Here is a 6,351-nt window from a genome sequence, read left to right as displayed (position 1 = left end):
AAAGTGTTCGAGCAGGGGGTCGCTTTTACCTATTCCCTGTTCGGTCTCGATGTCTGGGGACGGGAGGTCGAGGCGACAGGTATGCATCTGGAGACCGGGGACAAGGACGGCGTTTGCTGGCCGATACCGGAAACGTTGAGACTTGTGCCCTGGACAGAGCGCAAGACAGCGCAGGTGCTTTTGTCCATGTATGATCGGGATGGCGAGCCGTTTCTCGCCGATCCTCGTCACGTGCTGGAAAACATGGTGGCTCGTCTCAACAACGAGTTTGGCGTTTCCGCGACTTGTGCCTTTGAGCTGGAGTTTTACCTGTTTGAGGAAAGCGACGGCGACTGGACGGAACAACCCAAGCCGCTGTTTGCAACGCATCTGGGACCGGCTCGGCAAAACATGTATGCCCTGTCGGATCTGGAAGCACTGCTTCCCGTCGTAGATGACCTGCGCAAGGCATGCGAGGAGCAGGGTATTCCAGCAGATGCGGCAGTTTCGGAGGCAGCGCCAGGGCAATTCGAACTCAATCTGCATCACCGCCGCAATCCACTGCTTGCGGCGGACGATGTGGTTCTGCTGCGGCGTCTGGTGGCAGGTGTTGCGCGCAAGCACGAACTCAAAGCCTCGTTCATGGCCAAACCGTATGTGGAATGGCCCGGAAACGGCATGCATGTTCACGTTTCCATGGAAGATGAAAACGGCAACCTGTTTGCCGATCCGGAAAACGGCCCCGAGCGGCTCGGTCATGCCATAAATGGTCTTTTGAAAACCATGCCCGAGGCTCAACTGCTTTTCATCTCGACCTTCAACGGGTTCCGCCGCATGCAGCCTGGGTCTTATGCGCCGGCCTCAATCTGCTGGGGCTATGACAATCGCTCGGTCGCGCTGCGTGTCCCTGCATCCAGCCCGGAGGCAGCGCGTGTGGAACACCGGATCGCAGGCGCTGACGCCAATCCCTATCTGGTTCTGACCGGCATTCTTGCCGGCATGATGGAAGGATTGGTGCAAAAGAAAGATCCACCTGCACCGGTAACCGGCAATGCCTATGAAAAAAGAAAGAAGCGCCTGACGCCGTGGATGGATGAAGCCATTGACGCATTCGAGGCATCCAAGCTCATGAAAAGGGCAGTAGGTGCCGAGATGCACAAGGTGCTGACCGAGATCAAACGGGAGGAACTGAACGAGTTTGGGCGGGAGATCTCGTCACTTGAACGCCAGACGTATTTGTGACGTTCAAACTGCCTAAAATCGGCGCTGGACAAAATCCGGCACCATCGCCAAAGTTCAAGGCACGAAATTAACAATCCAGCGGGAATACCCGTTTGCAATCAGGGACAAGGCCGGAAAAAGGCCGCCGTCAAACCTCTGAGGGGAGTTCAGAAATGACTGTGAAATCATTGTTGACCGGTGTGGCAGCACTCAGCCTGTTGGGCGGAGCAGCTTTTGCTCAGGACCGGACCGTAAATGTCTATAACTGGTCGGACTATATCGACGAGTCGATCCTGGAAGACTTCACCAAGGAAACCGGCATCAAGGTTGTCTATGACGTCTTTGACAGCAACGAGGTTCTGGAAACCAAATTGCTGGCAGGTGGAACAGGGTACGACGTCGTCGTTCCGACGGGCAGCTTTCTCGCCCGCCAGATCCAGGCGGGTGTTTTCTCCGAACTGGACAAATCCAAACTGACCAATCTTTCCAATATGTGGAAGGACATAGAAGAACGGGTCGATAAATACGATCCGGGCAACAAATACTCGATCAACTACATGTGGGGCACCACGGGGATCGGATACAATGTCGACAAGGTGAAGGCGGCTCTGGGAGATGACGCTCCGATCGACAGCTGGGATCTGATTTTCAAGCCTGAAAACGTTGAGAAACTCAAGGACTGCGGTGTGTTTGTGCTGGACGCTCCGACGGAGATGTTCCCGGCCGCGCTGAACTATCTCGGGATGGATCCTGACAGCAAGGATCCGGCAGAGCTGGAAAAAGCCGGAGAGCTTCTGAAATCCGTTCGCCCGAATGTCCAGAAGTTCCACTGATGTTCTGCAGGCACGCGACCGTGCCGCGGAAGCTGACAATGGCGTCACCGTTGAATACAGCATTCCCAAGGAAGGCGCGTTGATGTGGTTCGACCAGATGGCAATCCCGGCTGACGCGCAACACAAGGAGGAAGCGCACGAATTCCTGAATTACATCATGCGCCCGGATGTAATGGCCAAGGCGTCCAACTATGTCTACTACGCAAACGGCAACAAGGCCTCTCAAGAACTTCTGAATGAAGACGTCATCGGGGACCCGGCGATTTACCCGACAGAAGAAACGGTCAAAAATCTCTACACCACCACGCCGTATCCGCCGAAGGTGAACCGGGTTGTCACCCGCTCCTGGACAGCAGTGAAAAGCGGTCAGTAAGCTGACGGCAACCACCGGTTCCCTTTGCGGGGCCGGTGGTGTCAACACGTAATAGCTCTTTCAGGGGTGGGGGATTGTTGTGGCAAAGAAGTCGATTGGTCCGGTACGCAGGGAATTCGTTCCCTGGGAAAGTCCCGACCACCCACCCTTCATCGAGTTTCGAAACGTCACCAAGAAATTCGGTGAGTTCACGGCTGTAAATGATCTTTCACTGAAGATCTACGAACGAGAGTTTTTCGCATTGCTCGGCGGCTCCGGCTGCGGCAAGACCACTTTGATGCGTATGCTCGCCGGGTTCGAGACGCCGACCACAGGGCAGATCTTTCTGGACGGGCAGGACATGGCCGGTATTCCTCCCTACCGGCGGCCTTCCAACATGATGTTCCAGTCCTATGCTCTGTTTCCGCACATGAGCGTGGAAAAGAACATTGCCTTCGGCCTGAAGCAGGACAAGTTACCGGCCCAGGACATAGAGAGCCGTGTGGCCGAGATGCTGCGGCTGACCAAGCTGGAGGAGTTTGCCAAGCGAAAACCGCATCAACTCTCCGGTGGCCAACGTCAACGTGTGGCTCTGGCGCGGTCGCTGGCGAAACGTCCAAAAGTGCTGTTGCTTGACGAACCGCTTGGGGCCCTGGACCGCAAACTGCGCGAGGAAACCCAATTCGAACTGATGGCCTTGCAGGAAGACCTCGAAATGACCTTCCTGATTGTCACTCATGATCAGGAGGAGGCGATGACGGTGGCCGACCGCATCGCAGTCATGGACAAGGGGCAACTGGTCCAGGTTGCGACCCCTGCGGAAATCTACGAAACGCCGAATTCCAAATTTGTCGCCGATTTTATCGGTGATGTGAATTTGATCGAAGCAAAAGTTGTCGAAAAATCCACCACGGGAACCAGGCTTGTTTCCGTGACCGATGGCTTTGTGATCGACAGTGAGCAGAACACGGACGCAGGGACCGACGAAACGGTCTGGTACGCCATTCGTCCGGAAAAGGTTCGCATTGCGCAAGGTACTGGGGAGGCGGGCGCCGTCAACCAGATTGGTGGTCTCGTGTGGGATATTGCCTATCTCGGCGATGTTTCCATCATTCATGTCAAAGTGGGTGAGGACGATCACGACACAATCCGTTCAACCTTCGCAAACGTGTCGCGCATGGTCGAAAAACCGATCACCTGGGACGACGAGGTCGTGCTCACCTTCGACCGGGATGCCGGCGTCATTTTGAGGGGGTAGGTGTCATGACTGATGAGATTGCAGCTCCTGCCAAAAGAACCTTCGGTGGCAAGCTGTTGATTGCAGTGCCTTATTTGTGGCTGCTGATTTTCTTTCTGGCACCGTTCCTGATCGTCTTCAAGATATCTCTGTCCCAGGTCGCGATTGCCATCCCGCCATACATTCCAACCTTCGATCTGGCCGAGGGCTGGCAGGCGTTCACGGACAATCTGGCCGAGCTTTCGCTGGAAAACTACCTCTGGCTGACGGAAGACGCGCTTTACTGGAAATCCTATGTATCCTCGGTGATCATCGCCGGCATTTCTACGATGCTGACGCTGTTGATCGGATACCCGATCGCCTATGGCATGGCGCGCAGTCCCCGGGCCTGGCGTCCGACCTTGCTTATGCTGGTGATCCTGCCGTTCTGGACGAGTTTTCTGATCCGTGTCTATGCCTGGATCGGTATCTTGAAGAATGAAGGACTGCTGAACCAGTTTCTCTTGATGCTGGGTCTGATCGACGAACCTCTGGTGATCCTGAACACCAACATCGCGGTCTATATCGGCATCGTCTATTCTTATCTTCCTTTCCTGGTCTTGCCGCTCTACGCAAGCCTGGAACGTCTGGATGGCAGCTTGCTGGAAGCTGCGGAAGATCTGGGCAGTCCGCCGTGGAAAGCATTCTGGCAGATCACCGTACCGCTCTCGCTTCCCGGGGTAATCGCAGGCTGTTTCCTGGTCTTCATTCCAGCAGTTGGTGAATTTGTCATCCCGGACCTGCTCGGCGGGTCTGACACGCTCATGATCGGCAAGACACTCTGGGTCGAGTTCTTCAATAACAGGGATTGGCCGGTATCATCCGCAGTCGCGGTGATCCTGATCCTGATCCTGGTGATCCCCATCGTGCTTTTCCAGAACCAGCAACAGAAGATGTCGGAGGCAGATGGATGACGCGCGGCCCGACCTGGTTCAACATCACATCGCTGGTACTGGGCTTTTCGTTCCTGTACCTGCCCATTGTCCTCCTGGTTATCTACTCCTTCAACGCCAGTCGTCTGGTGACCGTCTGGGGCGGGTTTTCGACCAAATGGTATGCGTCCCTGCTTCAGAATGAACAGCTGCTTGATGCAGCCTGGGTCACGATCAGGGTGGCCTTCACATCGGCGACAATCGCAACCGTTCTCGGCACGCTCGCAGCGCTCGTGCTGGTCCGGTCCGGGCGTTTTATCGGGCGCTCTCTCTTCTCCGGAATGATCTTCGCTCCCCTGGTGATGCCGGAAGTGATCCTCGGCTTGTCTTTGCTGCTGCTGTTTGTGGCCATGGACCAGGCGCGGGGTTTCTGGACGGTGATGCTGGCACACACGACCTTTGCCATGTGTTATGTGGCCGTTGTTGTTCAGTCCCGGCTGGTCGGGTTTGACAAATCAATGGAGGAAGCTGCCGAGGATCTTGGCTGTCCGCCCGTGAAGACCTTTTTCCTCATTACACTACCGATCATTTTCCCCGGCGTCATTGCCGGCTGGATGCTCGCCTTTACATTGTCGCTCGACGATCTTGTGATAGCCAGCTTCACGACTGGACCGGGTGCGACAACGCTGCCAATGAAGATCTATTCCCAGGTCCGCCTTGGTGTCACACCGGAAATCAATGCGGTCTGCACGATCCTTGTGGCAGTGGTCACCGTTGGCGTAATTGCGGCATCCCTTGTGACAAAACGTCAACAGGCACAACGAGAACGGGACGAGCGGGCGGCGTTTGGAGCCGACCTTGCCTGATCGGATGTCGCGTTCGAAGTCACGCGCCTGACCTTTGCGTGTAACCAATTTGGTTAACCTAAAAGAAATTGCATCGTGATAGCTCTTGCCTCCAAGATCTGGGACCAATGTCCCTGCAGCAGCTTGGAAGGCGTTGATGGCTCGGTTGAGGGGGTATGAGAACAATGTCGGTCGCTTTGTCGCGGATACCGGTATTGACTGGTATGAATGGCCGACATTGAGCGAATTGAAATCTCTATGGCGGGCTTTGCCGGGAGGTGCGGTGTCTACACCGTTCCAGACGCCTGAGTTTGTGCACGCGTTTTCCCGGAACATAGCTTCGCAAATCTGCGAGCGTTTTGCCGTTCTCGGTTTGCGTGGCAAGGCAACGCAAGACCCGGTTATGCTGCTGCCCCTCGTTTGGTCTCGCAAAGGGCCGTTTCGGATTGTTTCCTTTCCCGATTTTGGGTTGTCCGATCAAAATGGACCCGTACTCAGCAAAGAATTCGCTGCCGCCCCGAACCTGCAGATGCAGAACCTTGTCTCGAATTTGACAAGCGTCCTTCCTGAGTGTGATGTGCTGAAAATATGCAAGATCCCCTCAACGATCGAAGGTTATTCGAACCCGCTTTTCACAGCCACCGAAGCGACACAGCACAGTCAAAATTTCTGTATGGATGCTGAATGCCTGCAACATGTCGGCAGCTCAAAGAAATCGGTCTACAAAGAAGCGCGCTCAAAGTTCCGAAAGCTGGAACGCGAAGGTGTGTCGCTTTTTGAAGCAAAAAGCGCTGAGGAAAGGGAAGCCATCTGCAGCGCTCTGCTCGCGCAGCGCAAACAGCGTGAAGATGCTGCCGGTGAAACAAACACCATCGGTGAAGGGTACCGAGCCGACTTTTTCAAGGCGTTGGCCGGATTGAATTCCAAGACCTCACCGGTTGTCGCACTGGCGTTGCGCAAGGGCGACGAAATT

General features: G+C 55.2%; 5 protein-coding genes and 1 pseudogene. All 6 read left to right on the top strand.

All coding sequences use genetic code 11. The features are described from left to right. A partial coding sequence (locus tag K5905_RS24755) for a glutamine synthetase family protein (RefSeq protein WP_297589055.1) occupies positions 1–1,221 on the top strand: 1,221 nt, incomplete at its 5' end. Positions 1,222–1,373: 152 nt separating this feature from the next. After that, positions 1,374–2,406: pseudogene (locus K5905_RS24750) on the top strand (polyamine ABC transporter substrate-binding protein). A 79-nt stretch (positions 2,407–2,485) separates the two neighbouring features. After that, the gene (locus K5905_RS24745; RefSeq protein ID WP_297589053.1) at positions 2,486–3,643 is read left to right on the top strand and encodes an ABC transporter ATP-binding protein; all 1,158 of its coding nucleotides are present in this window, start codon (positions 2,486–2,488) and stop codon (positions 3,641–3,643) included. Between the two features lie 5 nt (positions 3,644–3,648). Next, positions 3,649–4,575 (top strand): ABC transporter permease subunit, encoded by a 927-nt coding sequence (locus K5905_RS24740; RefSeq protein ID WP_297589051.1) that lies wholly within the window; start codon positions 3,649–3,651, stop codon positions 4,573–4,575. After that, the gene (locus K5905_RS24735; protein ID WP_297589048.1) at positions 4,572–5,399 is read left to right on the top strand and encodes an ABC transporter permease; all 828 of its coding nucleotides are present in this window, start codon (positions 4,572–4,574) and stop codon (positions 5,397–5,399) included. The genes K5905_RS24740 and K5905_RS24735 overlap by 4 nt, the downstream gene beginning before the upstream one ends. A gap of 136 nt (positions 5,400–5,535) precedes the next feature. Further along, the coding region (locus tag K5905_RS24730) for a hypothetical protein (protein WP_297589045.1) at positions 5,536–6,351 on the top strand (816 nt) is incomplete at its 3' end.

It is taken from the genome of Roseibium sp., from assembly GCF_025698965.1.
GTDB lineage: Bacteria > Pseudomonadota > Alphaproteobacteria > Rhizobiales > Stappiaceae > Roseibium.
This window is presented reverse-complemented; position numbering and strand designations above follow the sequence as displayed.

What these genes read in the sequence shown, in the direction of transcription:
- K5905_RS24740 (WP_297589051.1), top strand. Translation starts at nt 3,649, where the DNA reads ATGACTGATGAGATTGCAGCTCCTGCCAAAAGAACCTTCGGTGGCAAG.
- K5905_RS24735 (WP_297589048.1), top strand. Translation starts at nt 4,572, where the DNA reads ATGACGCGCGGCCCGACCTGGTTCAACATCACATCGCTGGTACTGGGC.